Below are 26,146 nucleotides of genomic sequence, written 5' to 3'. Positions count from 1 at the left end.
ACGGCCCGGCGCTACCGGTTAACGCGGCCCGTCCAGCAGATCGCGCACCCGGTAGCTGCCCGGGGCCCGGCCCTGCAGCTGGCGGGCGGCGAACAGCGCACCGCGGGCGAAGATGTCGCGGTTGGTGGCCCTATGCACCAGCTCGATGCGCTCGCCCAGCCCGGTGAACTGCACCAGATGCTCACCTACGATGTCGCCAGCACGCAGGCTCGCGTAATGCGGCTCCGCTCCGCCGCGCTGCGCGGCCGCGCCCAGGGTTAGCGCGGTGCCTGATGGTGCGTCCTTCTTCTGCGTGTGGTGCGATTCGACGATATCGCAGTCCCAGCCGGCCAGCGCCTGCGCGGCGCGCTCCACCAGCTCGTCCAGCACCGCCACGCCCAGGCTGAAGTTCGACGCCCAGACCAACGGGATCTTCGCCGCTGCTGCATCCAGCGCCTGCCGCTGCGTGCCGGAGATGCCGGTGGTACCCGACACCAGCCCCGCGCCGCGTTCCAGGCACAGCGCCAGCATCGGGTCGAAGCCCTCCGGCAGGCTGAAGTCAATGGCCACGTCGAACACCGGCGCACCGGACAGTTCGCTGGCACCAAAGAACGGCACGCCGTCGACCACGCGCTGCGCCGGCGCACGGCCGGTCACGGCGGCCACGATCTGCAGGGTTTCGGGATGTTCGGCGGCCAGCCGCAGCAGGGCCTGGCCCATGCGCCCGGAGGCGCCGTGAATGAGCAATCGCAGGGGAGTCTGGTTCATGCCTGCAGGCTAGCGGCAGCACGCCTGCTCCGGCAAGCGCCGTCACTGCGACGCTGGGTGACCTTCCGCGCAATGGATGCTCGTTCCTCCCTGGGTACGCCTCGCTTGACCGCACCAGGCGGAGCGCATGCGACACCGTAGATGTCGCGTTTACCACTGGACGCAGAAACGCGGCCACTCAAGGCTGTGGTCCCCTCTTCCGGTCCAGGCAACGCCCATGAAATCCGCGACCGTCTTCAGCAAGTGCGCCAGGAAGACCGGCTATGCCGGGACCACGACCACCCGCTACCGCTTGCTGGATGACGCCCTGCTTGTCGTGAATCACCAACGCGCCAGCGAAAGCCGCGGTTTCTATGTGAATGCTGGACTCTACTTTCCAGAGTTGCTCGTGCACCCCCTCACGCCCGACGATCTTGAAACGGCTTTCAGGTACCGCTCCAGCATCCCCACGCCGCATGTCGACTGGCGTATCGAAGAGACGCCAGGCCTGCGCCGGGCTTTCACCCAGCAGGATCTTCATGACCTGCTCGATGCTGGCGATCGCAACGCGATGAAGCGCCTGCTGCTCAATGCCCTTGCCGACGTGGCGGGCTTCGCAGCGACCCATGGAAATCGCGCCTCGGTACGGCGGATGCACCAGGAGGGACGCTTTCGCGCGATCATCCGCAAAGAGGTCTGAACCCCGGAAAGCGTGCGAACCAAGGTTCGCACCCACAGGCCGAAAGTTCGCACCCGCCGCACAGCCGCCGTCGAGCATGGCTCGACGCTACTTCTTGTTGGTCGGCCCGCAACTGTCGCAACCGCCACAGGCACCGCCACCTCCGCTGGCAGGCGGCGCGATCTTCCGCCCCAGCGCCTGCGCCCAGGCCGCGCGGCCCGGCTTCAGCAGGGCCAGCGCCAAGGCACCGCGCAGCTTGCGCACCGTGCCGGGGAACTGCTTCTTCAGCACCACCCAGGCACTGACCAGCACGGCCACCGCGATGATCAGGTACTGGATCAGCAGCCCGGTATCCATCAGCCACCTCCCAGCGCCCTGGTCACCTGGTAGGTGATCAGCGCCGCCACGTAAGCTGCGGCGAACAGGTAGAACGCGGCAAAGCCCATCTGCTTCCACGAGTTGGTCTCGCGCTTGATGGTGGCCAGCGTCGAGATGCACATCGGTGCGTAGATGTACCAGACCAGCAGCGACAGGGCCGTGGCCAGCGACCAGCCATCGCTGATCAACGGGGTCAGTGCCTGGCTGGCCGCATCGTCATCCGCCGCCGACAGCGCATACACCGTCGCCAGCGACGACACCGCCACCTCACGCGCGGCCAGGCCCGGGATCAGCGCGATGCAGATCTGCCAGTTGAAGCCCAGCGGTGCGAAGAACACCGCCATCGCATGGCCGATCTGGCCGGCGTAGCTATAGTCGATGGCCGGCATCGTGGCGCCCGCCGGCGCCGCTGGGAACGACAGCAGCACCCACAGCAGGATGGTCAGCGCCAGGATGATGCCGCCGACGCGCTTGAGGAAGATCATGCCGCGCTCGTACAGCCCCACCGCCAGGTCGCGCGCATGCGGCAGCCGGTACGACGGAAGCTCCAGCATCAGCGGATGCTCGCTCTTGTCGCGGCGCCACTTCTTCATGATCCACGACATCGCCAGCGCACTGAGGATGCCGGCGGCGTACAGGCCGAACAGCACCAGGCCCTGCTGGTTGAACACGCCCCACACGGTCTTCTGCGGAATGAACGCACCGATCAGCAGCGCGTACACCGGCAGGCGCGCCGAACAGGTCATCAGCGGTGCGACCAGGATGGTGGCCAGGCGGTCACGCGGGTCCTGGATGCTGCGCGTGGACATGATGCCCGGCACCGCGCAGGCGAAGCTGGACAGCAGCGGGATGAACGAGCGGCCAGACAGGCCGGCAGCGGCCATCATGCGGTCGAGCAGGAACGCCGCGCGCGGCAGGTAGCCGGATTCCTCCAGCACCAGGATGAAGAAGAACAGGATCAGGATCTGCGGCAGGAACACGACCACGCCACCGACACCGGCGATGATGCCGTCGGTCAGCAGGCTGGCCAGCGGACCCTCCGGCAACACGCTGCCAACGAGAGTACCGAGCCAGGCGAAGCCAGCCTCGATGCCATCCATCAAAGGCGTCGCCCAGGCATACACCGCCTGGAAGATCAGGAACATCACCACCGCAAGGCTGATCAGCCCGAACACCGGGTGCAGCAGCCAGCGGTCCAGCGCGTCGTCGATCTTCGCGGTTCGCGCCGGCATGCGCACGGCGACCGAAAGGATCTCGCGCACCTTGGCGTGGTAGTCGATGCCACCTTCCGGGCCCGGCACCGGCGCATCCAGGTGCGGCACCATCGCATCGAGGCGCTCGACCAAGGCCTTGGCGCCCTGCTTGCGCACCGCCACGGTCTCCACCACCGGCACGCCCAGCTCGCGTTCCAGCGCGGCCACATCCACCTGGATGCCGCGGCGTTGGGCGGCGTCGACCATGTTCAGCGCGACCACCATCGGCTTGCCCAGCTCGCGCAGTTCCAGCGCGAAGCGCAGGTGCAGGCGCAGGTTGGTGGCGTCGATCACGCACAGCAGCACGTCCGGCGCGGCTTCGCCCGGGTAGAAGCCCCGGCACAGGTCGCGGGTGATCGCCTCGTCCAGGCTGGCCGGATGCAGGCTGTAGGCGCCCGGCAGATCAAGCACCGCGAATTCACGGCCGGACGGCGCACGCAGGCGGCCCTCCTTGCGCTCTACGGTGACGCCGGTGTAGTTGGCGACCTTCTGCCGACTGCCGGTCAGCTGGTTGAACAGCGCGGTCTTGCCGCTGTTGGGGTTGCCGACCAGCGCAATGCGCAGCGGGGCGGTGGCAGCGGAAGCGCTCATGCGCGTCGCTCCTGGCGGTTGGCGTCTACCACGACGCGCTTGGCCTCACTGATCCGCAGCGCGAACCGGGTGAACCCGACCTGCACCAGCAGCGGCTCGCCCCCCACCGGACCTTTGGCCACCAGGCGCACTTCCTCGCCATTGACGAAACCCAGCTCGCGCAGGCGACGGGCGATGGCATCGTTGGCGTGCAGGTCCTGCACGGACTCGACCACGGCCGAGGTGTGCAGCGGCAGTTCGGACAGCGTCATCTAGCGTGTTCTCTGCTGGATGTAAATGGTTCTCGATTCTAACATTCCCGCGTCGCGTCATGGCCCATGACCAATGGCCCGCTATGATCCATACAGGTATGGAGTGACCCTGGAATCCCATGAACGATGCTTTGCAGATCGAGCGCCGCGGCGCCGTCATCACCCTCTGGCTGAACCGGCCGGAACTGCACAATGCCTTCGACGCCAGCCTGATCGCCCGGCTGACCGCCGCGCTGGAGGCCGCCGGACGGGACGATTCGATCCGGGCCGTGGTGGTGGCCGGCCATGGCGCCTCCTTCTCGGCCGGCGCCGACATGCAGTGGATGCGCGGCATGGCTGCGGCCAGCGAAGCCGATAACCGCGAGGACTCGCTGGCCCTGGCCCGGCTGATGCGCACCCTGGACGAGCTGCCCAAGCCGACCCTGGCACGGGTCCACGGCGCGGCCTTCGGCGGCGGTGTCGGCCTGGTCGCCTGCTGCGACATCGCCATCGCCAGCACCGCGGCCCGCTTCGGCCTGACCGAAAGCCGCCTGGGCCTGCTGCCGGCGGTGATCTCCCCCTATGTGATCGAGGCCATCGGCCCACGCCAGGCCCGTCGATGGTTCGCCACCGGCGAGCACTTCGATGCCGAGACCGCACTGCGGATCGGCCTGGTCCACCAGCTGGTCGAACCCGAGCGCCTGGACGAGGCGCTGGAACGCCAGCTGGCCCTGCTCGACAAGGCAGGCCCGATCGCCTCGTCCACCGCCAAGCAGCTGGTGCGGCAGGTCCGGGACAGCCATGACCGCGACACCCTGGATCGCGATAATGCCGCCCTGATCGCGCGCCTGCGGGTGTCCGCCGAGGGCCAGGAGGGCCTGGGCGCCTTCCTCGACAAGCGCGCCCCCCATTGGGTCACGGAAGCCTGAACATGCTCGATCATCTTGGTTTGACCAGCGCCGACCTGGCGCGCAGCAAGGCTTTCTTCCTGCAGGCACTGGCGCCACTGCAGATCGGCGTGGTGATAGAAGTGAGCGCCGAACTGACCGGCGACCACGACCACGTCGGCTTCGGCAGCGACGGCAAGCCGTTCTTCTGGCTCGGCAATGGCGGCACCGCCAGCCACGGCGTGCACGTGGCCTTCGCCTGCGCCAGCCGCGCGCAGGTGGACGCCTTCCACGCCGCCGCCCTCACCGCCGGTGGCCGCGACAACGGCGCGCCGGGCCTGCGCCCGTGGTACCACCCGGATTACTACGCCGCCTTCGTGCTCGACCCGGACGGCAACAACATCGAAGCGGTCTGCCATCGCCCCGTCGGCGAGGTGGCTGCATGAGCGACTACGTCCGCATCGTCGAGGTCGGCCCGCGTGACGGCCTGCAGAACGAAAAGCAGTCGGTGTCCACCGCCGACAAGATCGAACTGATCAACCGCCTGTCGGCCACCGGCCTGCGCAGCATCGAGGCGACCAGTTTCGTCAGCCCGAAGTGGATTCCGCAGCTGGCCGACGCCGCCGAGGTCTACGCCGGCATCCAGCGCCGCCCCGGCATCCACTACCCTGTACTGGTGCCGAACGAACAGGGCTACGACCGCGCCCGCGCGGTGGGCGTGGAGGAAGTGGCGGTGTTCACCGCTGCGTCCGAGGCCTTCAACCGCACCAACACCAATGCCGGCATCGACGAGTCGCTGGCCCGGTTCGAGCCGATCCTCCGCCGCGCCGCCGCCGATGGCGTGCGCGTGCGCGGCTACGTCTCCACTGTGCTCGGCTGCCCCTACCAGGGCGAGGTTCCACTGGCCGACGTGGTACGGGTGGCGCGCGCCCTGCACCAGATGGGCTGTTACGAAATCTCGCTGGGCGACACCATCGGCGTCGGCACCCCACGCAAGGCACGGGCGATGCTGCAGGCGGTTGCCGCCGAGATTCCGATGACGGCACTGGCCGTGCACTTCCACGACACCTACGGCCAGGCCATCGCCAACATCGCCACCTGCCTGGAAGAAGGCGTGCGCGTGGTCGACAGCGCGGTCTCCGGCGCCGGTGGCTGCCCGTATGCGAAGGGTGCCAGCGGCAACGTCGCCAGCGAGGACGTGGTCTATCTGCTGCAGGGCCTGGGCCTGGACAGCGGCGTGGACCTGCCGGCACTGGCCGAGACCGGCCGCTGGCTGGCCGGCCTGCTCGGCCGTGCCACCGCCAGCCGCACCGGCCAGGCGCTCGCAGCGGCCGGCTGAGCACCCCGCTGCGCCGCTCCTGGCGGGGCGGCGCAGTGCACAACGGCGACGGTCGCCGCTTCCGTTAGAATCGGCGGTTCTCGAACCTGCAGGACCGTTCAATGCAGCTGTCTTCCGTACGTGCCGTGATCACTGGCGGCGTCTCCGGCCTCGGCCTGGCCGTGGCCCAGCACCTCGTCGCCCAGGGCGGCAAGGTGGCCCTGTTCGACCTCAACGATGACAAGGGCGCTGCCGCCGTCGCCGGACTGGGTGCCGACAAGGCCCGCTATTTCAACGTCAACGTCAGCGATGAAGCGGCGGTTGCAACGGCCATCGACCAGGCCCACGAATTCCTCGGCGGCCTGAACGTGGCGATGAACTGTGCCGGCATCCTCGGCGCCGGTCGCGTGCTGGGCAAGGAAGGCCCAATGCCGCTGGCCGGCTTCCAGGGCACGGTGATGGTCAACCTGGTCGGCAGCTTCAATGTGGCCAAGGCCGCGGCCAACCGCATGCAGCACAACGAGGCCGGCACCGATGGCGAGCGCGGCGTCATCATCAACACCGCCAGCATCGCTGCCTATGAAGGCCAGATCGGCCAGGCCGCCTATGCCGCCAGCAAGGGCGGCGTGGTGTCGATGACGCTGCCGATGGCACGCGAACTGTCGCGCTTCGGCATCCGCGTCAACACCATCGCCCCAGGCGTATTCTGGACGCCGATGGTCGATGGCATGCCGGAGGCCGTGCAGCAGTCGCTGGCCGCCTCGATCCCGTTCCCGTCGCGCCTGGGCAAGCCGGAAGACTTCGCCAGTCTGGTCGGCTTCATTCTCGGCAACACCTACCTCAACGGCGAGACCATCCGCCTGGACGGCGCTACCCGCCTCGCTCCGAAGTGATTCCCCCCGGGCGCCGGGACGGCGCCCTCCCCCAACGACCTAGATCACCATGAAAGCCAACGACATCAAGAAGGGCAACGTCGTCGAGTACAACAACGGCGTGTACCAGATCCGCGACATCGAGCGCAGCTCGCCGCAGGGTCGCGGCGGCAACGTCCGCTTCCGCTTCATCATGTACAGCGTGCCGGGCGGCAACAAGCTCGACGCCAGCTTCGATGCCGACGACAACCTGGTCGAGGTCGAACTGCTGCGCCGCCAGTCCACCTATTCGTACAAGGACGGCGACGCCTTCGTCTTCCTCGATGACGAGGACTACACCCCCTACACTCTGGACGCGGACGTGATCGGTGATGACGCCGGGTACATCACCGACGGCCTGACCGGCATTTATGTGCAGGTCATCGACGAGCAGCCGGTGGCGATCCAGCTGCCGGCCTCGGTGGTGCTGGAAGTGATCGAGACCCCGCCGGAACTGAAGGGTGGCACCGCCACCAAGCGCCCGAAGCCGGCCAAGCTCAACACCGGCATCGAGATCATGGTGCCGGAGTACATCGTTAACGGCGAACGCGTGCTGGTGAACACCGCCACCGGCGAATTCGCCGGCCGTGCCGACTAAGCGCCTTGCGCTGATCGGCTGCCTGTCCCTGCCTGCGGCGTGTTCGCCGCAGGCAGCGGACGGATCATCGGTGGCAGCGGTTACGGCTGTTTCGCACCGAAGTTGCCGCAGCCATGGTACTGGCGGGTACCGACAGTCAGCATCGCCTTGGCCTCGAACGCCTCGCCGCTCATGTCATCCTGGCAGGTGGTGCGCTGGAAGCTGAGCTTGACGTCGGTGCCGTCGGACGCCTTTCCGCTCCATCCATCAGCGCCCTGTGTGGGTTTGGCCACGTCGAAGCGGCGCTCGCCATAATCGACCTCCACCTGCAGGCCCGGCGCATCGCCGTCGACGACTGCAAGCCAGCCGGGTTCATTGCCGGTGGCACGGAATGCCGCATTGCCGGCGCTGCCATCGCCTTCGGTAGCTTCCACCGCATGGCACTCGCGATCCGGTTCGCCCTTCAGGCTCAGCAGGCCATCATCGCTGCCCTTGGTCCAGAAGCTGTTGCCGAGACCATCGCTGTACTTGGCGCCGGATGCCGCGCGCTCGGAGGTCATGGCGAAGCTACGCTCGCCGATCACCAGCGTGGCAGCATCCTCGCCATTGAATGTCGCGCCCACACTCAGATCACCACACTGGTAGGCGGTCTCGCTGCCACCTTCCGTGTTGGCGCTCGGCTGCGGCGTGGCAGGCGGGGCGTCATTGCTGCCCGCCGCGGGTGCCTGGGCCGGCTGGCACGCGACCAGCACCAACCCCAGGGAGGCTGCCAACAGACTGGGAACTACACGCATGGCTCGACTCCTTGTCGACACTACAGGAATGCTCGACCCTACCACCTCGCGGTGAGCGGGGCCTGAAAGCGCCCTGACCGCGCTCATGCGGCCAGTACCGCCATCGACAGCAGCTGCGCGCCGCTTTCGCCGGAACTGCAGGTCCACACCCGCAGCAGGCGCAGTTTCAGCTCGCGCTCCTGGCCCTGCCCGCGCACCGACAAGCGCACGTCGCTGGACAACAATGCCAGGCGTCCGCACAGCAACGTTTCCACCGCGTACGACTGCAGGCTGCGCACCTGCAGGTTTCCGGTCAGCCAGTCGCCCAGCCACGGCAGGTCGAGCATGCGGCCGCCGTGGCCATCCATCATGAACAAGGCCGGCGATACCAGCGCGGTCAGCGCATCGTGGTCGTCATCCAGCAATGCCTGCCGCAGGCGCTGTTCCAGCGCTGCCAACTGCCGCTCATGCAGATCTTCAACGATGTTCCGTTCCATCCACGGTTCCTCCCGGCATCGGCCGGCGCCTGCGCAGGCGCTGCGCGATCCACTGCCGCGCGCCCTGCACCACTACATAGAAGACCGGCACGAAGAACACGGCCAGCACGGTCGCACTGACCATGCCGCCGAACACACCGGTTCCAATCGCCTGCTGGGTTTCCTTCGAGGCGCCCTGCGCCAGCATCAGCGGCACCACGCCCAGCGCGAATGCCAGCGAGGTCATCACGATCGGCCGCAGTCGCAGCCGCGCTGCCTCCAGCGCTGCTTCAACCAGGCCGCGACCCTGCTGCTGCAGCTGGCGCGCGAACTCGACGATGAGGATCGCGTTCTTCGCCGACAGCCCGATCACGGTGATCATGCCGACCTTGAAGAACACGTCGTTGGGCATGCCCCGCAACAGCACCGCAGCAACCGCACCAAGCAGGCCCAGCGGCACCACCAGCATCACCGCCAGCGGGATCGACCAGCTCTCGTACAGTGCCGCCAGCACCAGGAACACCACCAGCATCGACAACAGCAGCAACCACGGCGCCTGCGCACCGGACTCCCGCTCCTGCAGCGACTGGCTGGTCCACTGCAGGGCAAAACCGGACGGCAGCTCCTCCGCCAACCGCTCCATCTCCGCCATGGCCTGGCCGGTCGACACGCCGGAGGCCGGTGCGCCGGACAGATTCAGCGCCGGGAAGCCGAGATAGCGCTGCAGCTGCAGCGGCGCCTCGGTCCAGTGCGGCGTCACCAGTTCCGACAACGCCACCATGCCACCTTCGCTATTGCGCACGTACAGCCTCAGCACATCCTCCAGCTCCATCCGGTGGGGTGCATCGGCCTGCAGGATCACCTGCTGCAGCCGGCCCTTGTTGGGGAAGTCGTTGACGTACTGCGAGCCCATCGCCGCCGACAGCGTGCTGCTGATCTGCTCGAACCCCACGCCCATCGCCTCGGCCTTGGCGCGGTCGATGTCCAGCCGCACGCTGGTACCTGCTGGCAGGCCATCGGCATGCACCTCCGACAGCAGCGGGCTGGCCTCGGCCAGCTTCAGCAGCTGCTGCAAGGCCGCGCGCAGCTCTGCCTGGCTCTGCCCGGTACGCGCCTGCAGGGCGAGCGAGAAGCCGGACGAACGCCCCAGGCTGTCGATCGCCGGCGGCATCACGCTCATCACCTCGCCCTCGGCAATCGTCGCCATCGCCTTCTGCGCGGCCTCCACTTCGCCGGCCGCGGTGGCTCCTGCACGCTCTCCCCAGTCCTTCAGCATGGTGTAGGTCAGCGCCGCGCTCGGGCCGGACCCGGAGAAGCTGTAGCCGAGGATCGACTGGTTGGACCCGATGCCCGGGCGTGACGCCACATGCCGTTCGTAGGCTTCGACCACGGCCAGCGTGCGCTCGGCGGTGGCTTCGGCCGGCAGCTGGATCGAGGTCATGAAATAGCCCTGGTCTTCTTCCGGCAGGAATGCACCCGGCAGCCAGTGCAGGCCCAGCAACAGCGCCACTACCAGCGCGGCGAACACGCCCATCACCCGCCCGCTCCGCTGCAGCACCGACGCCACGCCACGCTGGTAACGCCCGGTCATCCGCTCGAAGCCACGATTGAAGGCACCGAACAGCCCGCCACGGCCATGATGGCCATGGGTGTTCGGGCGCAGCAGCGTCGCGCACAACGCCGGCGTCAGGCTCAGGGCCAGCAGCGCCGAAAACAGGATCGACACCGCCATCGCCACGGTGAACTGGCGGTAGATGGCGCCCACCGAGCCGCTGGCCAGCGCCATCGGGATGAACACCGCGGTCAGCACCAGGGTGATGCCGATCACTGCGCCGGTCAGCTCGCGCATCGCCTTGATGGTGGCCTCGCGCGGCGGCAGGCCCTCCTCGGCCATGATCCGCTCCACGCCCTCGACCACCACGATGGCGTCATCGACGATGATGCCGATGGCCAGCACCATGCCGAACATGGTCAGCACGTTGATCGAGAAGCCCAGCGCCAGCATCACCGCGAACGTACCCAACAGCGCGATGGGCGCGACCAACGCCGGGATCAACGTGTAGCGCCAGTTCTGCAAAAACAGGTACATCACTGCGAACACCAGCAGCATCGCCTCCAGCAGCGTCTGCACCACCTTCTGGATCGAGATCTTCACGAACGGCGCGGTGTCGAACGGGATGCTCGCCTCCACGCCGCGCGGCAACAGCGGCGCCAGTTCGGCCATGCGCTCACGGACCGCCGACGCCGTGCGCACCGCATTCGCGCCCGGCCGCAGCTGCACCCCGGCAGCGGTGGCCGGATGGCCGTCCTCGCGGGTGCCCCAGGCATAGCTCTGCGCGCCCAGTTCGACGCGGGCGACATCACCCAGCACCACCCGTGAACCGTCGGCCCCGGCGCGCAGTACGATCGCCGCGAACTGTTCCGGCGTGGACAACTGGCCGTCGGCGCTGAGCGGCACGGTGATGCGCTGGCCTGGAACACCCGGCGAATCACCGATGCGCCCCGGCGAGATCTCCAGGTTCTGCTGCTCGATGGCAGCGGCCACGTCACCCATGGTCAGCCCATAGCCGGTCAGCCGGGTCGGGTCCAGCCACACGCGCATCGCCTGCTCCGCACCGAACAGCTGCACGCGGCCGACGCCATCGATGCGGCGCAGCTCCTCGATGATGTTGCGCGCCATGAAGTCGCCCAGTGCGGCCTCGCTGACGCTGGCATCGGGCGAACGCAGGCCGACCAGCATCAGGAAGCCGGAATCGGCTGCTTCCACGAACAGGCCGCTCTGGCGCACGCTGCGCGGCAGGCGCGGCTCGATCGCCTTGATCCGGTTCTGCACGTCCACCTGCGCCAGCTCCGGGTTGGTACCCGGCTTGAAGGTCGCAGTGATGGAGGCTTCGCCGGAGGTGTCCACCGACGACTCGAAATACAGCAGGTGCTTGACGCTGGACAGCTCGCGCTCGATCAGGCCGACCACCGCGTCATTCAGCGTCTGCGGGCTGGCACCCGGGTAGCTGGCGTAGATGCTGACGCTGGGCGGCGCTACTGCCGGATAGCGCTCCACCGCCAGCCGCGGGATCGCCAGCACACCGGCCAGGATGATGAAGATCGCCAGCACCCAGGCGAACACCGGGCGATCGATGAAGAAATGTGCCATGTTGGATTTTCCTGGAGGGACCGGCCCGGTGGAGGCTCAGCCCTTGCTGCCGGCCTGCACCGCGCCAGCGCTGGCGACCGGCATCTGCCAGTCGCGCGCATCGACCACCACGCCTTCCTGCAGGCGTTCCTGGCCTTCGACCACCACCTTTTCGCCCGCCTTCAGGCCCGTGCGCACCAGCCATTGGCGATCGACACTACCGTCCACTTCCAGCGTGCGGATCACCGCCTTGCCATCGCCACCGATCACCCAGGCATAGGCCTGGCCACCGGCACTGCGCAGTACGGCCTGCTGCGGCACGGTCAGTGCGCTGGCCGGCGCACCCCGCGGCACCTTCGCGCGCACGTACATGCCGGGCAGCAGCTGGCGCCGCGGGTTGTCGACCAGGATGCGCAGGATCACATCACCGGTGCGCGCATCGACATTGATGCCGGAGAACAGCATCTGGCCACGTTCGGGCAGCGGCCTGCCGGCCGCACCGATGATCGTCACCGGCAGCTCGCCGCCACCGGCACTGCGTTGCAGCGACTCGAGCTGCGCCGCTGGCTGGCGCACATCGACGTAGACCTGGTCGATCTGCTGCACCACCGCCATCGGCTCGGCATCGGCCACGCCGACCAGTGCACCTTCGGTCACCAGCGCCTGGTCGATGCGGCCGGCAATCGGTGCACTGACCGTGGCATAGCGCAGGTCGAGCTGGCGGCGGGCCAGGATCGCGCGCGCCTCGTTCACCGCGGCACGGGCCTGTTCGTACTCGGCACTGGCATCGTCGCGGTGCTGCTGGCTGACCGCCTGCGCGGCCGCCAGCGCATGCAGGCGCTGCGACTGCACGCGGCTGCGGCCCAGGGCTGCCTCACTGCGCTGCAGCGCTGCCAGTGCCGAGTCGACATCGGCACGGAACGCCGCCGGATCAATCTGGAACAGGGCCTGGCCGGCGCGCACTTCGGCGCCCTGTTCGAACAGGCGGCGCTGCACGATGCCGCCGACCTGCGCACGGATCTGTGCGGTGCGAACGGCGGCGACACGGCCGGGCAGTTCATCGTCGCGCTGCACGACCTGCGGGCCGACAGTGACCACGCTGACGCGCGGTGCCGCTTCGGGCGTGGCTTCGGGGGCGGAGCAGGCCGTCACGGCCAGGGCGAGGGCCGCGATCAACGCGACCGGAGTCCTGAAGGTTCTCATTGCTGTGCACAATGCCGCGCAGGCGGCTGATAGGTTCTGAAGCGTGAAGTGTGCGTGGCGATGATGGGGTTTCGATGGAGGAACTGTGGAGATACGATGGAGGCAAGCACCTTAAGGCCCCGCCCCTGCATGCATGCCGCCCCTGCCCTCGCCGCCCTCGTCCTGATCGTCGAGGATGAGGCCGAGATCGCCGATATTCTCACCGCCTATCTGGAACGCGAAGGACTGCGTACGCTGCGCGCCGCCGACGGCCACAGCGCGCTGGACCTGCACCGCAGCGCCCGCCCCGACCTGGTCCTGCTTGATGTGCAGCTGCCGCGCCTGGATGGCTGGAGCGTGCTGACCCAGCTGCGCCAGCGCGGTGAAACGCCGGTGATCATGCTGACCGCACTGGACCAGGACCTGGACAAGCTCACCGCGCTGCGCATGGGCGCCGACGACTACGTGGTCAAGCCGTTCAATCCGGCCGAAGTGGCAGCACGCGTGCGCGCCGTGCTGCGGCGTACGTTGCGCGCCTCGCGCATGGACGCACCGACCGCGCTGCGGGCGGGCCCGCTGCTGATCGACTCGGCTACCCATGCCGTGCATGTGGAGGGCGAAGGCTACAGCCACGAAGTGCTGCTCACGCTCACCGAGTTCAAGCTGCTGCACTGCATGGCGCTGGCGCCGACCCGCATCTTCAGCCGCAGCGAGCTGATGCACGAATGCCTGCCGGAAAGCGAAGCGCTGGAACGCACCGTCGACAGCCATGTCAGCAAGCTGCGCCGCAAACTCGATGACGTGGGCATGGTCAACGTCCCGGCCAGCGTGCGCGGTGTCGGCTACCGGTTGATGGCCGACCGCTGATGGCGCGCCTGCGCCGTTCCGGGCTCAGCCGCCACATCATCATCTCGATGTCGCTGATGGTGATCGGCGTCATCGTGATGATGATCCTGTCGTCGTGGCTGCTGTACGCGGTGCTGGTCGAGTTCTTCCCCGGCAGCACCGAGGAGCCGGAAAGCTGGCTGCCGACCGGGCCGGAACTGGCATGGATGGTGGGCGTGATCCTGACCGGACTGGCGCTGGCCATCGCCGCTTCGTTCCGTCTTGCGCACCGTATCCTGTCGCCACTGAATTCACTGGTGGACAGTGTGCGTGCGCTTGCCGGCGGCGACCTCGGGGCGCGCGCGAGCGTCGAGGAGAATTCGCCGGGTGAAGTGGCGACCCTGGTCGAGGACTTCAATGCAATGGCCCGCCGCCTGCAGCACATGGAGAGCGAGCGCGCGATGTGGCACGCGGCCATCGCCCATGAGCTGCGCACGCCGGTGACGATCCTGCGCGGTCGCCTGCAAGGGCTCGCCGAGGGCGTGTTCCAGCCGGACGAGTCACAGTTTCGCAGCCTGCTGGCGCAGGTCGAGGGCCTCTCGCGCCTGATCGAGGATCTGCGCGTGCTGAGCCTGTCCGACAACGCGCGGCTGGACGTACGTCGCGCGCGCACCGATGTGGTGGCCGAAGTGCATTCGGTGATGACCCTGGTCGATCCGCAGTTCCGCGCCGCCGGCTTCGTGCTGGAGCTGGAAACCAGCCGCGAGGAACACAACGCGCACTGCGACCCGACCCGCCTCCGCCAGGCGCTGCTGGCGCTGCTGGAGAACGCACGCCGCTATGCCAGCCCGGGCAAGGTGCGGATTGCCGTGCATGACACACCGGGACATGTGCAAGTGGCAATCGAGGATGAGGGCCCGGGCATCGATCCGGAGCTGCACGCCGACATCTTCAGCCCGTTCATGCGTGCCGACGGCTCACGTTCACGCCAGGGCGGCGGCAGTGGCCTCGGCCTGGCGGTGGTCAAGGCCATCGCCGACGCGCACGGCGGCCGCGTCTACTGCACGGCAGGCAACGCCGGCGGCAGCCGTTTCGTCATCGAACTGCCGCGCCAGTAGCGGGCGTGGCTGCCTGTTCCCGCAGGCGCGCGCCAAGTGTGGCGAGGTTGGCGTCGATCGCATCCATCTCGTTGCGCTGGCCCACCGGCAACTGCTGGCGCAGTTGCACGCGCAGCGCCTGCCAGGCCGGCACCGCCTCTGCGCTGGCAGTGGCAACCGCTTCGGCCAGCACCGCCTGCTCATCGGCCAGCGGCAACCCGTAGCCGCCCTGCAGCAGCGTCCCCGGGCGCAACCACTGCCCGCTCTGCGCCAGCAGGCTGCGCAGGCTGCGGGTTTCCGCGCTGTCCGCAGCAGCCAGTAGCTGCCGCTTGAGCACATCGCGTGCGCGCAGTTCGGCACGCCGCTGTGCCGCCTGTTCCAGCAGCAGCAGGCTGGCACTGGCGCGCAGGTTGCCCTTCAGCAGCCACGGTGCCCGTTGTTCTGCCGGCAGCTTCAACCAGCCGCGCACATCGCGCGCGGGCAAGGCCAGCTGGGTCGCCGCCACTGTGAACAACTGCTGGTAGTGGTCGCGCGCGGAAGCGAAGTAATAGCCCTGTGCCTGCGCTGCGTTGCGGTCCGTGAGTACCCGCTCGTCGAGCATGCCCAGCCGCGCCAGCCGCCGCTTGAGACCGCGCGGACTCAGCTGGGCCAGCCCGTCCTCGCCCAGCCGGGGCACTCCGGCCTGCAGCAGCCTGGCGGTCTCCACCGCACAGTTGTTGCTGACGAAGTAATAGCGCCCGTCATAGCTCCAGTGCACCTGCGCGGTGCGCTCGAGCAGGCTGGCGATCTCGTCGCGTTGCAGCTGCAAGGGCAACGACTGCAGGCCCCGCAGTTCCACCTTGGTGTACTCGTCCACCACCTGCTGCAGCGGCAGCACGAACAGCCGCGACGGGTAGCCGCCGGTCAAGCCGCGCCAGTTGGAAATCTGCACATCGCCGACGAACGCGCGGAACGACAGCACGCGGTGGTACTCCAGGTCCAGGCGGCAGTCCGGACCCGGTGCGCGGCCCGGCCGGCAGATCACCAGCCGCAGCATGCTGTGCCCCCAGCGGCTCATCGGCTGCGCACTGCCCTCGGCGAACAGGTAGTCCACGGCGTAGACACGCGCCGGGTCGAGCTGCAGCAGCGATGCCGCCCCCTCTTCCGATTCGGCCTGCAGCAATGGCAACGCGTTCGCGCAGTGCGACTGTGGCAGCGATGGCGGGGTTCCGAAATGGACCTGGAACCACTGCGCCAGTGCCGGGCGCCGGCAGGCGAACTCGCTGTCGAGCACGAAATGCTCGGCGTTCACTGCCAGGTACTCGGCCGGGTCCTTCAGTTCATACGCATCGGGACTGCGGTCACGGAAATCGTTGTCGCCACGGCCGAGATGCCAGGGCTTGCGCTGCCATCCAGCCAGATCACGCCAGCGCACACTGCGTGACCAGTTCGCCCCCGTACGGTCGGCGACATGGGTCAGTTCGTGTACCAGCGCGCTGCGGCGTGCGCGGCGCGCGCCGGGCACGGCATCATCCAACAGCTCGCGACGCAGGGCGATGCGCCCGGCGAAAGCGCGGCCGTGCACATCGGCCGGCAGGTCATCGCGCCAGCGCACCTGGACCTGTGCCGGCAATGCGCGGAGCAGGCCATCCGGCAGCAGTGCCTGCACGTCGGCCAGGGTCTGCGTCGCCACCTGCTGCTGTGCAGGGCTCAACCCTGCCGGGTCCAGCTGCAGGCGATCAGCTGCGTGCGCGACGTGGGCAACCAGCAGTAGAGCCACGCCATGCGTGGCTGCGTTCCACCGGCCAAGCCTCTGTAGAGCCGAGCCATGCTCGGCTGCTGTTGCGATCCGCATGCGCCAGGCATTCAGCCGAGCATGGCTCGGCTCTACAGAACGCGATGTCGCCGGGGTCATGCAGTCCGGATCAACGCGCCAGCAACGCGCGGGCCAGTTCCAGGTCGCTCTGCTGCTGTGCGGCAGCACTCTGCTCACGCAGGTGGGCCAGCGCGGCCTGCAGGCGGGCGCCACGGATCTGGCCGTCGCTGGCGACGAACGCCGCAGCGTCGTCGCGCGCAGCCAGTACCACCTTGTCGTCACCCGAGCTGCTACCCGAGGAGCCGGAGGAGGCACCGGTGGCGGAACCGGCCGAGGTGCCGGCGAAGCTGGAAGCGAAGCCGGCCAGCGGCAGGGACAGCAGGGCGAGCAGCAGAAGCGGACGGGTCATCGGTTCGAAGCCGGTTGTGAGGATGCGTGGAGCGTAACGGGTGCGTGAAGGATTTGCCCGGCTCAAACGTCGAACAGCTTGCCGGGATTCAGCCGCGCTTGGGGATCGAACGCACGTTTGACCGCCTTCATCAGGGCGATCTCGGCCGGGCCGCGGGTGCTGTCCAGGTAGCCCTTCTTGACCAGGCCGATGCCGTGTTCAGCCGAGATGCTGCCATCGAACCGGGCCAGCACCTGCGCCAACAGCTTGGTCACGTGTTCACACTGCGCCACGAAATCGGCGTCGCTGGTGTCATCGGGCTTGAGCACGTTGATGTGCAGGTTGCCGTCACCGATATGGCCGAACCAGACCACGTCGAAGTGTGGGTAGGCCTGCCCGATCAGTGCCTGGGTCTCGGCCAGGAACGCAGGCATCGCCGAGATCCGCACCGAGACATCATTCTTGTAAGGTTTGTAGCGCGCCAGCGATTCGGTGATGCCTTCGCGCAGGCGCCACAGCTGGGCGGCCTGGGCGTCGCTGGCGCTGATCACCCCGTCGCTCACCCAGCCGTTGCCCATGCAGTCCTCGAAGGCGGCCATCGCCGCCGCTTCCTGCGCTTCGTCATTGGCGGCGAACTCGGTGACCACGTAATACGGGTGCACCTCGTCGAACGGTGCCTGCGCACCATGCGCCAGCACGTGCTCCAGCGCCCGGTCGGTGAAGAACTCGAAGGCCTGCAGCTGCAGGCGCGCGCGGAACGCGGCGAACACCTGCATCAGCACCTCGAAGCTGGGCACGGCCAGCAGCATCACGTTGCTGGCTGGCGGCGGATCGGTGAGTTTCACTGTCGCCTCGACGATCACGCCCAGCGTGCCTTCCGAACCGATCAGCAGCTGGCGGAAGTCATAGCCGCTGGAGTTCTTGATCAGGCCCTTGTTGAGCTCCAGCAGTTCGCCGCTGGCGGTAACCACCTTCAGCCCGGCGATCCACTCGCGGGTGTTGCCGTAGCGGATCACACGGATGCCGCCAGCATTGGTGGCGATGTTGCCGCCGATCGTGCACGACCCGCGTGCAGCGAAATCCACCGGATAGATCAGGCCGTGGTCCAGCGCGGCGTTGTGCACGGCCTCCAGCGGCATGCCGGCCTGCACCACCAGGGTGCGATCGACCGCGTCGTAGGCCAGCGCCTTGTTCATCCGCTCCAGGCTGAGCACCAGCTCGCCATTGGCCGCCACCGCGCCACCGGAAAGGCCGGTACGGCCGCCGGACGGCACCACGGGCACGCCCTCACCCGCACTCCAGCGCATCACCGCCTGTACCTCCTCGACCGTGGCCGGCAGTGCGACCGCCAACGGCGCCGGCGTCCAGCGCCGGGTCCAGTCGCGCCCGTAATGCTCCAGGTCGGCCGGGTCGGTCTTCAGCTTCAGGCCGGGACAGGCCTGCTGCAGCGAGGCAATGCGGGAATCGGTCATGACGGTCCAGCGCGGGGCGTGAAGAACGGGCAAGCGTGCCAGCGGCACGCGCCAGCGTCCAGCCCTGCGAGCAGGCAGATAGCTACGGATGCAACCAATTGCGCACCGCACCATGAGCGCTGCGATCTGGCATAGTGGTTGGCCCCTGTCCCACTGGCCGTGTTGCCCCATGTCGCCGAAGAAGACCTCGTTCCCGAAGCAGGATATCCGCGTGCTGTTGCTGGAGGGGGTCAGCCAGACCGCCGTGGAGGTGTTCAGCGCGGCCGGCTACAGCCAGATCGAGGCGCACACCAAGGCACTGCCCGAGGACGAATTGAAGGCGCGCATCGCCGAGGCGCACATCGTCGGCATCCGCTCGCGCACCCAGCTCAGCGCCGAGGTGCTGGCCGAGGCCAAGCGCCTGATCGCGGTGGGCTGCTTCTGCATCGGCACCAACCAGGTCGACCTGGACGCGGCCGAACTGGCCGGCATCCCGGTGTTCAACGCGCCCTACTCCAACACCCGCAGCGTGGCCGAACTGGTGATCGCCGAGGCGATCATGCTGACCCGTGGCATTCCGCAGAAGAACGCCGAATGCCATCGCGGCGGCTGGTCGAAGTCAGCCAGCGGCAGCCATGAAGTGCGCGGCAAGACGCTGGGCATCATTGGTTACGGCCACATCGGCACCCAGGTCGGCCTGCTGGCCGAATCGCTGGGCATGCAGGTGATCTTCCACGACGTGGAAACCAAGCTGGCGCTGGGCAATGCCCGTGCAGCGGCCAGCCTGGACGACCTGCTGGCGCGCGCCGACATCGTCACCCTGCACGTGCCGGAGACCCCGTCCACGCAGTGGATGATCGGCAGCACCGAGCTGGCGAAGATGCGCAAGGGCGCGCACCTGATCAACGCCGCGCGCGGCACCGTGGTCGACATCGATGCGCTGGACGCGGCCCTGGCCAGCGGCCACGTCGGTGGCGCCGCGCTGGACGTGTTCCCGGTCGAGCCGAAGGGCAACGGCGATATCTTCGAATCGCCGCTGACCCGCCACGACAACGTCATCCTCACCCCGCACGTCGGCGGCAGCACGCTGGAAGCGCAGGACAACATCGGCGTGGAAGTGGCGGCCAAGCTGGTGCGCTACAGCGACAACGGCAGCACCCTGTCGGCGGTCAACTTCCCGGAAGTGACCCTGCCCGAACACGAAGACAGCCTGCGCCTGCTGCACATCCACCAGAACGTGCCGGGCGTGCTGTCCAAGGTCAACGAGATCTTCTCGCGCCACAACGTCAACATCGACGGCCAGTTCCTGCGCACCGACCCGAAGGTGGGTTACGTGGTGATCGACATCACCGCCAGCGAGGCGCAGGCCGCCGCCGTGCGCGACGAGCTGGCCGCGATTCCGGGCACGCTGCGGACGCGCATCCTGTATTGAGCAAGGCGTCGCCGGGCATGCCCCGGCGGATTGCTTCCGGCATCGCGCCATCCACGCATGGCGTGGATGGAACACCTCAGAACCTTACGGCGTGGAGGTTCTTGTAAAAGTCCCAATGGATCAGAACCCTTTCTTCCATCGACAGGAACAGCGTATCGACGAAATCCAGCTCCTCGGCATGAGCCAGCCAGTCCTGCAGGCGGCTGCCCAGTGAAGGTACCGCCCCATCCACCTGGACAACCGTCAACGCAGCCTCGCTTGGCAAGCCAACAGCATCTGCAATGGCGCTCAACTCCTGCGCCAGCCGCTCCCGCCCCACCCCGGGGACCTCCAGGCGCGATGGCACGCGCTCCCAGTCGATGCATGTGATGACTGGCAATGCAGCCTTGATCATCGCAAGGGCAGCATCCTGCTTCGCCTCGCCACAGGCATGAGCCGCAACAAACGCGGCACAGCCGTCCGAGAGCATCAACGTGCCAGCCAGCGGCGCGCCATGCGCTGCATGGATTCATCCGATTCGGGGTCGGCCGCGACCTCGGTCACCGGCCGCCATGCCAGGTCAAGCGACTCCTCGCTGAGCACGAATGCCTCACCACCGAGCGCGCGGATCACGAAACGCACGTCGTAGTGCCAGTGCCCCGGCACATCCTTGCGCTCCGGAATCCAGTGCTTGTCCAGATCGAAGATGGCCGGGTCTTCCAGCACCAGCCCGCTCAGGCCGGACTCCTCCTCGGCCTCCTTCAGCGCCACCTGGGCCAGGTCGCGGTCGCCGTCGGCGTGGCCACCCAGCTGCAGCCAGCGCTGCAGCTTGCGATGGTGGGTCAGCAGCAGGCGCTGGCCGTCGGCGCTGACCAGCCAGCAGCTCGCGGTGAAGTGGCCTGCAAGCCGCTCACGCCGGAACGGATCTTCCGGATCATCCAGCAATGTGCCGAATTCGGCAGCCAGTGCGTCGTGGGCGGGCTCGCGGCGGGCATAGTCCCGCAACAGACCGCGCAGGCGATCGTCAAGCACGGCAAGGGTTTCGGCGGTCTGGCGCATGAATGGGGGCGGTTCGGAAAAATACTGCTCATTATCGCCGTTCATTGTTGCGATTGCGCTTGTGCGTTGGCTTCAGCTTTGGCTAAGGTACAGCGGGCTGTTCGCACGGCCTTCACCATTCAAGGCAGCCGGCAACGCATCGGCCGCCCACCCCATCCGATCACTAGGAAGTACTGCATGCTGAAAGCTCTGTTGAGGGTCAAGCCGGTCCAGCCGGCCGGGCACGTCGATGCCGGCGAACCCATCGAAGGCAGCCTGGACGGCGAAGCCACGTTGAAACGGACCCTCACGGCTAAACACCTCATCCTGCTGGGCGTGGGTGCGGTGATCGGCGCAGGTATCTTCGTGCTGACCGGCCAGGCCGCAGCCAACCACGCGGGCCCGGCGGTCATGCTGTCGTTCGTGCTGGCCGGTTTCGCCTGTGCGCTGGCGGGCCTGTGCTATGCCGAGTTCGCGGCGATGATGCCGGTCTCCGGCAGTGCCTATTCCTATTCCTATGCCACCCTCGGCGAAGGCATGGCCTGGTTCATCGGCTGGTGCCTGGTGCTGGAGTACCTGTTCGCCTCGGCATCGGTCGCGGTGGGCTGGTCGGCCTACCTGATCAGTTTCATCACCACCACGCTGCACATGCCGTTCCCGGACCTGCTCAGCGCCGCGCCCATCGCCTGGACCGGCAGCGAGTTCGTCTCCTCCGGCAAGCTGTTCAACCTGCCTGCGGTGCTGATCGTGGCGGCGGTGTCCGGCCTGCTGTACGTGGGCGTGACCCAGTCGGCCTTCGTCAACGCCATCATCGTGGCGATCAAGGTCACCGTCATCTGCCTGTTCATCGGCATCGGCGCGGCCCATATCGACCCGGCCAACTGGCAGCCGTTCATCCCGGAAAACACCGGCGTGCCGGGTGAGTTCGGCTGGAGCGGCATCTTCCGCGCGGCCACCATCGTGTTCTTCGCCTATATCGGCTTCGATGCGGTCTCCACCGCCGCCGGCGAAACCAAAGACCCACAGCGCAACATGCCGATCGGCCTGCTCGGCTCGCTGGCGGTATGCACCATCGTCTACATCATCGTCTGCGCGGTACTGACCGGCATGATGCCGTACCACCTGCTGGGCACCGACAAGCCGGTGGCCACCGCACTGGAGCCCTACCCGACCTTGTCCTGGCTGAAGACCCTGGTCGAGATCGGCGCCATCGCCGGCCTGTCCTCGGTGGTGCTGGTGATGATGATGGGCCAGACCCGCATCGCCTACACCATTTCCCGCGACGGCCTGCTGCCGAAGTTCTTCGGCAAGGTCCACGCCCGGTTCCGCACGCCTTACTGGGCCACGATCGTGGTCGGCGTGATCGCCGCCGCGCTGGCCGGCCTGGTGCCGCTGAACGTGCTCGGCGAACTGGTGTCGATGGGCACCCTGCTGGCCTTCGCCACCGTCTGCATCGGCGTGCTGGTGCTGCGCTATACCAAGCCGGAGATCCATCGCCCGTTCCGCGTACCGGCGGTGTGGATCATCTGCCCGCTTGGCGCCGCGGCCTGCCTGTTCCTGTTCTGGCAGGCGTTCGTGGTGCACTGGCACCTGTTCGTCGGCTGGACCGTGCTGGGCATGCTGATTTACCTCGGCTACGGCATGCGCAACAGCAAGCTGGCCAAGTCGCCCTGATCCGCCTACGGGCCGGCCTCGCGCCGGCCCGTCCGTTTTCCCCGCGCGCCGCTCCTGGCGCGCTTCGACAAGACCACCACACATGTTCAAGCAACTGTGGGCCACCAAGCACCCGCATGCCGCCCATGAAGACGCCAACGGCCTGAGCCTGCGCCGCCACCTAGGCCCCTGGGGGCTGACCGCCCTCGGCATCGGCGCGGTGATCGGCGGCGGCATCTTCGTCATCACCGGCCAGGCGGCCGCCAACCACGCCGGCCCCGCGATCATGCTGTCGTTCGTGCTGGCCGCCATCTGCTGCGCCTTCTGCGCGCTGGCCTACGCCGAGTTCGCCTCGATGGTGCCGGTCTCCGGCAGCGCCTACACCTATACCTATGCCACCTTCGGCGAACTGTCGGCCTGGTTCATCGGCTGGATGCTGGTGCTCGAATACGGCGTCTCTGCATCGGCGGTGGCGGTCAGCTGGACCGGCTACTTCCTCAGCCTGCTCAGCCAGTTCGACATCCATCTACCGGCGGCGCTGGTCAGTGCGCCACTGGACGCACAGCTGCGCCCCACCGGTGCTATCGCCAACCTGCCGGCCGCTGCGCTGGTACTGCTGCTGACCTGGCTGTGCTACGTCGGCATCAGCAAGTCATCGGCAATGAACATGGCGATGGTCGTGCTCAAGACCGGCCTCATCCTGCTGGTCATCGTGGTCGGCTGGAAGTACGTGGACACCAGCAACTGGACGCCGTTCATCCCCGCCAACGAAGGCCCCGGCAAGTACGGCATGGAAGGCGTGCTGCGTGGCGCGGCGATGGTGTTCTTCGCCTACATCGGCTTCGAGGCGGTCTCGGTGGCGGCGCAGGAATCCAAGAACCCGCAGCGCGACATGCCGATCGGCATGATGCTGTCGCTGGTGGTCTGCACCGTGCTCTACATCGCGATGGCCGCGGTGATGACCGGCCTGGTGCCGTTCCAGCTGCTGGGCACCGACGAACCGGTGGTGACCGCGGTGGCCGCGCATCCGCAGCTGGGCTGGCTGCGCTGGGTGGTCGAGGTCGGCGCGCTGGTCGGCCTGTCATCGGTAGTGCTGGTGATGATCATCGGCCAGCCGCGCATCTTCATGATCATGGGCCGCGACGGTCTGCTGCCGCCGGTGTTCACCAGGATCCACCCGAAGTACCGCACCCCGCACATCAACACGGTGATCACCGGCATCGGCATCGCGCTGCTGGCGGCGCTGTTCCCGCTGGACATTCTCGGCGAGCTGACCTCGATGGGCACGCTGATTGCGTTCGCGGCGGTCTGCGCCGGCGTGCTGATCCTGCGCCGCACCCAACCGGACCTGCCGCGCCCTTTCCGCATGCCGATGGCCTGGCTGATCTGCAGCCTGGGCGTGCTGAGCTGCCTGGCGCTGCTGTCGGCGATGACGATGCACAACTGGATGCTGATGGGCGTCTGGACCTTCGTCGGTTTCGTGATCTATTTCTGCTACGGCTTCAGGCACAGCCGCCTGCGGGGGAAGTAAGGGGTTTTGCATTGCAGGGCCTGCCGCCCTGCACCCGCCTTTGAAGCCGGAGCAACGGCAAGAGCGGGACTGTGGGTTTGGCGGGGAGGCATGGGTTCGCGGGGGACGCCGCAAGTACGTCCATGTAGGCTTGGCAGCCGCATCCATGCGGCTGACACCCCCGCGAACCCATGCCTCCCCGCCCCTGACAGTCTCCCGGCGCGTCCAGTAGATCCACGCCATGCGTGGATGAATTCATCCGGGAAATGAATTTTCTCCGTTCGATGAATCCTCTGTAGAGCGGAGCCATGCTCCGCTCCGAGCAAGCGCAGCGAAGCGACCCGCTTTCGCTTTTCCTTCTTCACTCCGTGGCCGGCCGCGCGCCGGAACCTGTCAGAGGCGGGGCGGGTGGGCCGTGCAGGGGCGTTGGCGCCATGGATGGCGCCATCGAGCTTACAGGGATGTACTTGCAGCGTCCCCTGCGCGGCCCACCCGCCCCGCCCTACCCATGAACCGCTCTACACGACCCGCCACGAGGGGCTCAGCCGTTGGCCGAATCCAGTAAAATCGCCGACATGAACGCCCCCACCTTCCCGTACGACACCGCGCGCCTGAGCGAACTGGCCCAGCTGCTGATCGACAACATCCGCGAACTGGCCCACGCCGGCTGGACCCCGGCCACCAGCAGCAACTTCTCCCACCGCCTGGACGACCGCCACGCGGCTATCACCGTCTCGGGCAAGGACAAGGGCCGCCTGATCGAGGATGACATCATGGTGGTGGACTTCGACGGCCAGGCCGTGGGCCGTCCGTTGCGCCCGTCCGCCGAGACCCTGCTGCACACCCAGCTGTACCGCCGCTTCCCGGAGGTCGGCTGCGTGCTGCATACGCATTCGCCGGTGCAGACCATCGCCTCGCGCCTGTATGCGCCGCAGGGCCACATCCGCCTGGAGGGTTACGAGCTGCTGAAGGCCTTCGCCGGCAACAGCACCCACGAGATGGCCATCGACGTGCCGGTGTTCGCCAATACCCAGGACATGAACGTGCTTTCGCAGCAGGTCGATGACCTGCTCGACCGGCAGAACCTGTGGGGCTACCTGATCGACGGCCATGGGCTGTACGCCTGGGGCCGCGATATGGCCGAAGCACGCCGCCACCTGGAAGCGTTCGAATTCCTGTTCCACTGCGAACTGGAACTGCGCAAGCTGCGCAGCTGAACCGGCGCGCAGGTGCAGATGCCGATCCGGAATCTGCGCCCCGCCCCCACCCTGCTACCCTGTCTTCCCCCGAGACGTTCAAGCTGCCGCCATGAGCCGACTGCGCATCTACGACGACACCCGCCCCGAATCGCCGCTGCTGGACACCCAGGACGGCGCGGTCATCGCTGCCGAACTGCAGAAGATCGGCGTCACCTTCGAGCGCTGGCAGGCCACCGCGCCAGTCGCGCCGGGCGCCAGCCAGGAGGAAGTGTTCGCCGCCTACCGCGCGGACATCGACCGCCTGGTCGCCGAGCGCGGCTTCAAGAGCGTGGACGTGGCCTCGATCGCCCCGGACAACCCGAACCGCGCCGAGCTGCGCAAGAAGTTCCTCGACGAGCACTTCCACAAGGAAGACGAGGTGCGCTTCTTCGTCGCCGGCTCCGGCCTGTTCACCCTGCACGTGGGTGACAAGGTCTATGAGATCGAGTGCGTGAAGGACGACCTGATCGCCGTGCCCGATGGCACCACCCACTGGTTCGACATGGGCGAGGAACCGAGTTTCGTGGCGATCCGCTTCTTCACCGAGCCGGACGGCTGGGTGGGTCATTTCACCGGCACCGACATCGCGCAGAAGTTCCCTCGTTACGTACCCACCCAGGCGTCCTGAT

The 26,146-nt window shown here is 67.6% G+C and carries 26 protein-coding genes; 13 read left to right on the top strand and 13 right to left on the bottom strand.

Annotated elements, in window-relative coordinates:
• Positions 1-18 precede the first annotated feature (18 nt).
• Complete coding sequence (gene dapB / locus AC5P9W_RS13890; protein WP_111104154.1) at positions 19-747, bottom strand: 4-hydroxy-tetrahydrodipicolinate reductase; 729 nt, start codon at positions 745-747, stop codon at positions 19-21.
• A gap of 217 nt (positions 748-964) precedes the next feature.
• On the opposite strand from dapB, the gene AC5P9W_RS13885 reads away from it, so the two are divergent.
• On the top strand, positions 965-1,426 hold the full coding sequence (locus AC5P9W_RS13885) for a DUF4304 domain-containing protein (protein ID WP_206621746.1): 462 nt from the start codon (positions 965-967) through the stop codon (positions 1,424-1,426).
• Positions 1,427-1,513: 87 nt separating this feature from the next.
• Here the strand turns inward: AC5P9W_RS13885 and AC5P9W_RS13880 are convergent, their stop codons facing one another.
• Genes AC5P9W_RS13880 through AC5P9W_RS13870 form a run of 3 tightly spaced genes read right to left on the bottom strand, consistent with a single transcriptional unit; the run spans position 1,514 to position 3,878 of the window.
• The gene (locus tag AC5P9W_RS13880) at positions 1,514-1,762 is read right to left on the bottom strand and encodes a DUF6587 family protein (protein WP_021204545.1); all 249 of its coding nucleotides are present in this window, start codon (positions 1,760-1,762) and stop codon (positions 1,514-1,516) included.
• A complete protein-coding gene (feoB, locus tag AC5P9W_RS13875) occupies positions 1,762-3,627 on the bottom strand; it encodes a ferrous iron transporter B (RefSeq protein ID WP_021204544.1) in 1,866 nt (621 codons plus the stop codon). Before feoB ends, AC5P9W_RS13880 begins: the two co-directional genes overlap by 1 nt.
• Entirely contained in the window at positions 3,624-3,878 is a 255-nt protein-coding gene (locus tag AC5P9W_RS13870; protein WP_021204543.1) for a FeoA family protein, read from the bottom strand. Before AC5P9W_RS13870 ends, feoB begins: the two co-directional genes overlap by 4 nt.
• A gap of 119 nt (positions 3,879-3,997) precedes the next feature.
• Here AC5P9W_RS13870 and AC5P9W_RS13865 point away from each other — a divergent pair, with 119 nt between their 5' ends.
• The 5 genes from AC5P9W_RS13865 to yeiP all read left to right on the top strand — a co-directional run bounded on the left by AC5P9W_RS13865 (position 3,998) and on the right by yeiP (position 7,571).
• Positions 3,998-4,786, top strand: a complete 789-nt coding sequence (locus tag AC5P9W_RS13865; protein WP_019661454.1) for an enoyl-CoA hydratase-related protein — start codon at positions 3,998-4,000, stop codon at positions 4,784-4,786.
• 2 nt (positions 4,787-4,788) lie between these two features.
• On the top strand, positions 4,789-5,190 hold the full coding sequence (locus tag AC5P9W_RS13860) for a VOC family protein (protein WP_111098923.1): 402 nt from the start codon (positions 4,789-4,791) through the stop codon (positions 5,188-5,190).
• The gene (locus AC5P9W_RS13855) at positions 5,187-6,083 is read left to right on the top strand and encodes a hydroxymethylglutaryl-CoA lyase (RefSeq protein ID WP_106550414.1); all 897 of its coding nucleotides are present in this window, start codon (positions 5,187-5,189) and stop codon (positions 6,081-6,083) included. Before AC5P9W_RS13860 ends, AC5P9W_RS13855 begins: the two co-directional genes overlap by 4 nt.
• Before the next feature lie 101 nt (positions 6,084-6,184).
• A complete protein-coding gene (locus tag AC5P9W_RS13850; RefSeq protein ID WP_049396115.1) occupies positions 6,185-6,955 on the top strand; it encodes an SDR family oxidoreductase in 771 nt (256 codons plus the stop codon).
• A 49-nt stretch (positions 6,956-7,004) separates the two neighbouring features.
• Positions 7,005-7,571: an elongation factor P-like protein YeiP gene (gene yeiP / locus AC5P9W_RS13845; protein ID WP_005409468.1), complete on the top strand. Its 567-nt coding sequence runs from the start codon at positions 7,005-7,007 to the stop codon at positions 7,569-7,571.
• Positions 7,572-7,651: 80 nt separating this feature from the next.
• On the opposite strand, the gene AC5P9W_RS13840 is transcribed toward yeiP, so the two are convergent.
• The 4 genes from AC5P9W_RS13840 to AC5P9W_RS13825 all read right to left on the bottom strand — a co-directional run bounded on the left by AC5P9W_RS13840 (position 7,652) and on the right by AC5P9W_RS13825 (position 13,132).
• Positions 7,652-8,344, bottom strand: coding sequence for a COG3650 family protein (locus AC5P9W_RS13840; protein WP_021204541.1), 693 nt, complete (start codon positions 8,342-8,344; stop codon positions 7,652-7,654).
• Between the two features lie 83 nt (positions 8,345-8,427).
• Entirely contained in the window at positions 8,428-8,820 is a 393-nt protein-coding gene (locus AC5P9W_RS13835) for a nuclear transport factor 2 family protein (protein WP_019661450.1), read from the bottom strand.
• The gene (locus AC5P9W_RS13830) at positions 8,801-11,950 is read right to left on the bottom strand and encodes a multidrug efflux RND transporter permease subunit (RefSeq protein WP_180832907.1); all 3,150 of its coding nucleotides are present in this window, start codon (positions 11,948-11,950) and stop codon (positions 8,801-8,803) included. Before AC5P9W_RS13830 ends, AC5P9W_RS13835 begins: the two co-directional genes overlap by 20 nt.
• Before the next feature lie 36 nt (positions 11,951-11,986).
• Positions 11,987-13,132: an efflux RND transporter periplasmic adaptor subunit gene (locus AC5P9W_RS13825; protein ID WP_111098926.1), complete on the bottom strand. Its 1,146-nt coding sequence runs from the start codon at positions 13,130-13,132 to the stop codon at positions 11,987-11,989.
• A gap of 129 nt (positions 13,133-13,261) precedes the next feature.
• Here AC5P9W_RS13825 and AC5P9W_RS13820 point away from each other — a divergent pair, with 129 nt between their 5' ends.
• Both AC5P9W_RS13820 and AC5P9W_RS13815 read left to right on the top strand, forming a co-directional pair.
• Positions 13,262-13,978 carry a response regulator gene (locus tag AC5P9W_RS13820; protein ID WP_010482545.1) on the top strand — a complete coding sequence of 239 codons (717 nt, stop codon included), beginning with the start codon at positions 13,262-13,264 and terminating at the stop codon, positions 13,976-13,978.
• The gene (locus tag AC5P9W_RS13815; RefSeq protein WP_021204537.1) at positions 13,978-15,054 is read left to right on the top strand and encodes an ATP-binding protein; all 1,077 of its coding nucleotides are present in this window, start codon (positions 13,978-13,980) and stop codon (positions 15,052-15,054) included. The genes AC5P9W_RS13820 and AC5P9W_RS13815 overlap by 1 nt, the downstream gene beginning before the upstream one ends.
• Here the strand turns inward: AC5P9W_RS13815 and AC5P9W_RS13810 are convergent.
• The 3 genes from AC5P9W_RS13810 to AC5P9W_RS13800 form a co-directional block, all read right to left on the bottom strand.
• Positions 15,032-16,867 carry a DUF7844 domain-containing protein gene (locus AC5P9W_RS13810; protein ID WP_242542650.1) on the bottom strand — a complete coding sequence of 612 codons (1,836 nt, stop codon included), beginning with the start codon at positions 16,865-16,867 and terminating at the stop codon, positions 15,032-15,034. The two genes, AC5P9W_RS13815 and AC5P9W_RS13810, sit on opposite strands and share 23 nt — an antisense overlap.
• 70 nt (positions 16,868-16,937) lie before the next feature.
• Positions 16,938-17,237, bottom strand: coding sequence for a DUF2388 domain-containing protein (locus tag AC5P9W_RS13805; protein ID WP_021204535.1), 300 nt, complete (start codon positions 17,235-17,237; stop codon positions 16,938-16,940).
• A 62-nt stretch (positions 17,238-17,299) separates the two neighbouring features.
• The gene (locus tag AC5P9W_RS13800) at positions 17,300-18,688 is read right to left on the bottom strand and encodes an FAD-binding oxidoreductase (protein WP_019661445.1); all 1,389 of its coding nucleotides are present in this window, start codon (positions 18,686-18,688) and stop codon (positions 17,300-17,302) included.
• 169 nt (positions 18,689-18,857) lie between these two features.
• On the opposite strand from AC5P9W_RS13800, the gene serA reads away from it, so the two are divergent.
• Positions 18,858-20,099, top strand: coding sequence for a phosphoglycerate dehydrogenase (serA, locus tag AC5P9W_RS13795; RefSeq protein WP_495219322.1), 1,242 nt, complete (start codon positions 18,858-18,860; stop codon positions 20,097-20,099).
• 76 nt (positions 20,100-20,175) lie between these two features.
• On the opposite strand, the gene AC5P9W_RS13790 is transcribed toward serA, so the two are convergent.
• Both AC5P9W_RS13790 and AC5P9W_RS13785 read right to left on the bottom strand, forming a co-directional pair.
• On the bottom strand, positions 20,176-20,568 hold the full coding sequence (locus tag AC5P9W_RS13790) for a hypothetical protein (RefSeq protein WP_495219321.1): 393 nt from the start codon (positions 20,566-20,568) through the stop codon (positions 20,176-20,178).
• Positions 20,568-21,182: an NUDIX hydrolase gene (locus AC5P9W_RS13785; RefSeq protein ID WP_005416355.1), complete on the bottom strand. Its 615-nt coding sequence runs from the start codon at positions 21,180-21,182 to the stop codon at positions 20,568-20,570. Before AC5P9W_RS13785 ends, AC5P9W_RS13790 begins: the two co-directional genes overlap by 1 nt.
• A 132-nt stretch (positions 21,183-21,314) precedes the next feature.
• Between AC5P9W_RS13785 and AC5P9W_RS13780 the strand changes: the two genes are divergently transcribed.
• The 4 genes from AC5P9W_RS13780 (at position 21,315) to AC5P9W_RS13765 (ending at position 26,145) form a co-directional block, all read left to right on the top strand.
• A complete protein-coding gene (locus AC5P9W_RS13780) occupies positions 21,315-22,790 on the top strand; it encodes an amino acid permease (protein WP_005416354.1) in 1,476 nt (491 codons plus the stop codon).
• 82 nt (positions 22,791-22,872) lie between these two features.
• Positions 22,873-24,300: an amino acid permease gene (locus AC5P9W_RS13775; protein WP_053500013.1), complete on the top strand. Its 1,428-nt coding sequence runs from the start codon at positions 22,873-22,875 to the stop codon at positions 24,298-24,300.
• Positions 24,301-24,854: 554 nt separating this feature from the next.
• On the top strand, positions 24,855-25,496 hold the full coding sequence (locus AC5P9W_RS13770) for a methylthioribulose 1-phosphate dehydratase (RefSeq protein WP_026347187.1): 642 nt from the start codon (positions 24,855-24,857) through the stop codon (positions 25,494-25,496).
• A gap of 91 nt (positions 25,497-25,587) precedes the next feature.
• Positions 25,588-26,145, top strand: a complete 558-nt coding sequence (locus AC5P9W_RS13765; protein WP_021204389.1) for a 1,2-dihydroxy-3-keto-5-methylthiopentene dioxygenase — start codon at positions 25,588-25,590, stop codon at positions 26,143-26,145.
• The last annotated feature ends 1 nt before the right edge of the window (position 26,146 follow it).

The organism is Stenotrophomonas sp. YJH_SMC_33, from assembly GCF_059372295.1.
The sequence above is the reverse complement of the archived record's forward strand: the minus strand, read 5'-3'. Positions and strand labels throughout refer to the sequence as shown.

Bases quoted from the DNA above. Each gene is read 5' to 3' on its own strand.
- AC5P9W_RS13830 (WP_180832907.1), bottom strand. From the start codon at position 11,950: ATGGCACATTTCTTCATCGATCGCCCGGTGTTCGCCTGGGTGCTGGCG.
- AC5P9W_RS13860 (WP_111098923.1), top strand. From the start codon at position 4,789: ATGCTCGATCATCTTGGTTTGACCAGCGCCGACCTGGCGCGCAGCAAG.
- AC5P9W_RS13880 (WP_021204545.1), bottom strand. From the start codon at position 1,762: ATGGATACCGGGCTGCTGATCCAGTACCTGATCATCGCGGTGGCCGTG.
- AC5P9W_RS13790 (WP_495219321.1), bottom strand. From the start codon at position 20,568: ATGCTCTCGGACGGCTGTGCCGCGTTTGTTGCGGCTCATGCCTGTGGC.
- AC5P9W_RS13785 (WP_005416355.1), bottom strand. From the start codon at position 21,182: ATGAACGGCGATAATGAGCAGTATTTTTCCGAACCGCCCCCATTCATG.
- AC5P9W_RS13885 (WP_206621746.1), top strand. From the start codon at position 965: ATGAAATCCGCGACCGTCTTCAGCAAGTGCGCCAGGAAGACCGGCTAT.
- AC5P9W_RS13780 (WP_005416354.1), top strand. From the start codon at position 21,315: ATGCTGAAAGCTCTGTTGAGGGTCAAGCCGGTCCAGCCGGCCGGGCAC.
- AC5P9W_RS13800 (WP_019661445.1), bottom strand. From the start codon at position 18,688: ATGACCGATTCCCGCATTGCCTCGCTGCAGCAGGCCTGTCCCGGCCTG.
- AC5P9W_RS13815 (WP_021204537.1), top strand. From the start codon at position 13,978: ATGGCGCGCCTGCGCCGTTCCGGGCTCAGCCGCCACATCATCATCTCG.
- AC5P9W_RS13840 (WP_021204541.1), bottom strand. From the start codon at position 8,344: ATGCGTGTAGTTCCCAGTCTGTTGGCAGCCTCCCTGGGGTTGGTGCTG.
- AC5P9W_RS13810 (WP_242542650.1), bottom strand. From the start codon at position 16,867: ATGCGGATCGCAACAGCAGCCGAGCATGGCTCGGCTCTACAGAGGCTT.
- AC5P9W_RS13870 (WP_021204543.1), bottom strand. From the start codon at position 3,878: ATGACGCTGTCCGAACTGCCGCTGCACACCTCGGCCGTGGTCGAGTCC.
- AC5P9W_RS13865 (WP_019661454.1), top strand. From the start codon at position 3,998: ATGAACGATGCTTTGCAGATCGAGCGCCGCGGCGCCGTCATCACCCTC.
- AC5P9W_RS13855 (WP_106550414.1), top strand. From the start codon at position 5,187: ATGAGCGACTACGTCCGCATCGTCGAGGTCGGCCCGCGTGACGGCCTG.
- feoB (WP_021204544.1), bottom strand. From the start codon at position 3,627: ATGAGCGCTTCCGCTGCCACCGCCCCGCTGCGCATTGCGCTGGTCGGC.
- AC5P9W_RS13765 (WP_021204389.1), top strand. From the start codon at position 25,588: ATGAGCCGACTGCGCATCTACGACGACACCCGCCCCGAATCGCCGCTG.
- AC5P9W_RS13850 (WP_049396115.1), top strand. From the start codon at position 6,185: ATGCAGCTGTCTTCCGTACGTGCCGTGATCACTGGCGGCGTCTCCGGC.
- AC5P9W_RS13805 (WP_021204535.1), bottom strand. From the start codon at position 17,237: ATGACCCGTCCGCTTCTGCTGCTCGCCCTGCTGTCCCTGCCGCTGGCC.
- AC5P9W_RS13825 (WP_111098926.1), bottom strand. From the start codon at position 13,132: ATGAGAACCTTCAGGACTCCGGTCGCGTTGATCGCGGCCCTCGCCCTG.
- AC5P9W_RS13835 (WP_019661450.1), bottom strand. From the start codon at position 8,820: ATGGAACGGAACATCGTTGAAGATCTGCATGAGCGGCAGTTGGCAGCG.
- dapB (WP_111104154.1), bottom strand. From the start codon at position 747: ATGAACCAGACTCCCCTGCGATTGCTCATTCACGGCGCCTCCGGGCGC.
- AC5P9W_RS13775 (WP_053500013.1), top strand. From the start codon at position 22,873: ATGTTCAAGCAACTGTGGGCCACCAAGCACCCGCATGCCGCCCATGAA.
- yeiP (WP_005409468.1), top strand. From the start codon at position 7,005: ATGAAAGCCAACGACATCAAGAAGGGCAACGTCGTCGAGTACAACAAC.
- AC5P9W_RS13770 (WP_026347187.1), top strand. From the start codon at position 24,855: ATGAACGCCCCCACCTTCCCGTACGACACCGCGCGCCTGAGCGAACTG.
- serA (WP_495219322.1), top strand. From the start codon at position 18,858: ATGTCGCCGAAGAAGACCTCGTTCCCGAAGCAGGATATCCGCGTGCTG.
- AC5P9W_RS13820 (WP_010482545.1), top strand. From the start codon at position 13,262: ATGCATGCCGCCCCTGCCCTCGCCGCCCTCGTCCTGATCGTCGAGGAT.